Below are 1,052 nucleotides of genomic sequence, written 5' to 3'. Positions count from 1 at the left end.
ATAAAGCACTGGAAGGTATTGGGCGACTGGCCACGGCAACTATCGTGCCGTTGAGTCCCATCCTTTTCATAGCGAAAGATATTGCCGATGCCTGGTTCGGTAGCTGTGTGCCCGGTCCGGATGTCAAACCGGAATTACCACAGACATCAAAAGCAACCGGGGAAGAGGCTCAGGAAAAAGAACCCGGCTCGAAAGACGTACCCCTTCAACAGCCATCCACGGCCCGCTATCAAGGGAGTCAGGGATCCAGAGGACTGCTTGCACTTGGCACACTGGCCAGCTCTTTTCAGTATGCCAATTCGAATGCCAGTGCCAATGGTTCAATACCCATAAAGATTTATGATGCAAAAACCCTGGGCATGATTGGCCGAAATGACAGCTATCCACTGAACGGTACATACCAACAGACGGCGGATATTGTTGTCACTCAAGACTATCAATCCATTGGCAGTGATACCGATCCATTCACCGGGCAGTACGATGGGCAGTGCCGTACTATCAGCGACCTGCCTGACTGTCTTGTTGACACTCTGAAAGGCAGCATCAGTGACCTTCACTTGACTGGTGCCAATATAATAAATTCCACGAAGGTGACTGGGGTAGCAGCCTGTGTTGTTGATATTAATGGCACAGTCATTGGTGTCCGGGCCGAAAATGCTCGTATTTCCACCTGGGGTGACAAAGCTTACGCGGGCATTGGGGGAGGGGAGATTAAAGGAACGGTTGCCAACATCACGGCGGTGGACAGCACGGTCGAAACCTCGGGTGAACGTGCATACGCCGGCATCGGGGGGGGGCTGGTTCACGATGGAGGAATGGTTGCCAACACCACGGCGGTGGACAGCAGGGTAGAAACCTCGGGTGAACGTGCATACGTCGGCATCGGAGGGGGGTGGGTTTCCGGAATGGTTGCCAACACCACTGCGGTGAACAGCACGGTCAAAACCAACAAGGGTGAACGTGCATACGCCGGCATCGGGGGGGGGGTGATTGTCAAAGGAACGGTTGCCAACACCACGGCGGTGAACAGCACGGTCGAAACCTCGGGTAAA

At 54.1% G+C, this 1,052-nt stretch carries 1 protein-coding gene; it reads left to right on the top strand.

What is annotated here, in order from left to right; genetic code table 11:
* The coding region (locus tag ACO6UY_RS24745; protein WP_422491721.1) for a hypothetical protein at positions 1–1,052 on the top strand (1,052 nt) is incomplete at both ends.

Source organism: Endozoicomonas sp. ALE010, from assembly GCF_049310165.1.
In the GTDB taxonomy this organism is placed as follows: Bacteria; Pseudomonadota; Gammaproteobacteria; order Pseudomonadales; family Endozoicomonadaceae; genus Endozoicomonas.
This window is presented reverse-complemented; position numbering and strand designations above follow the sequence as displayed.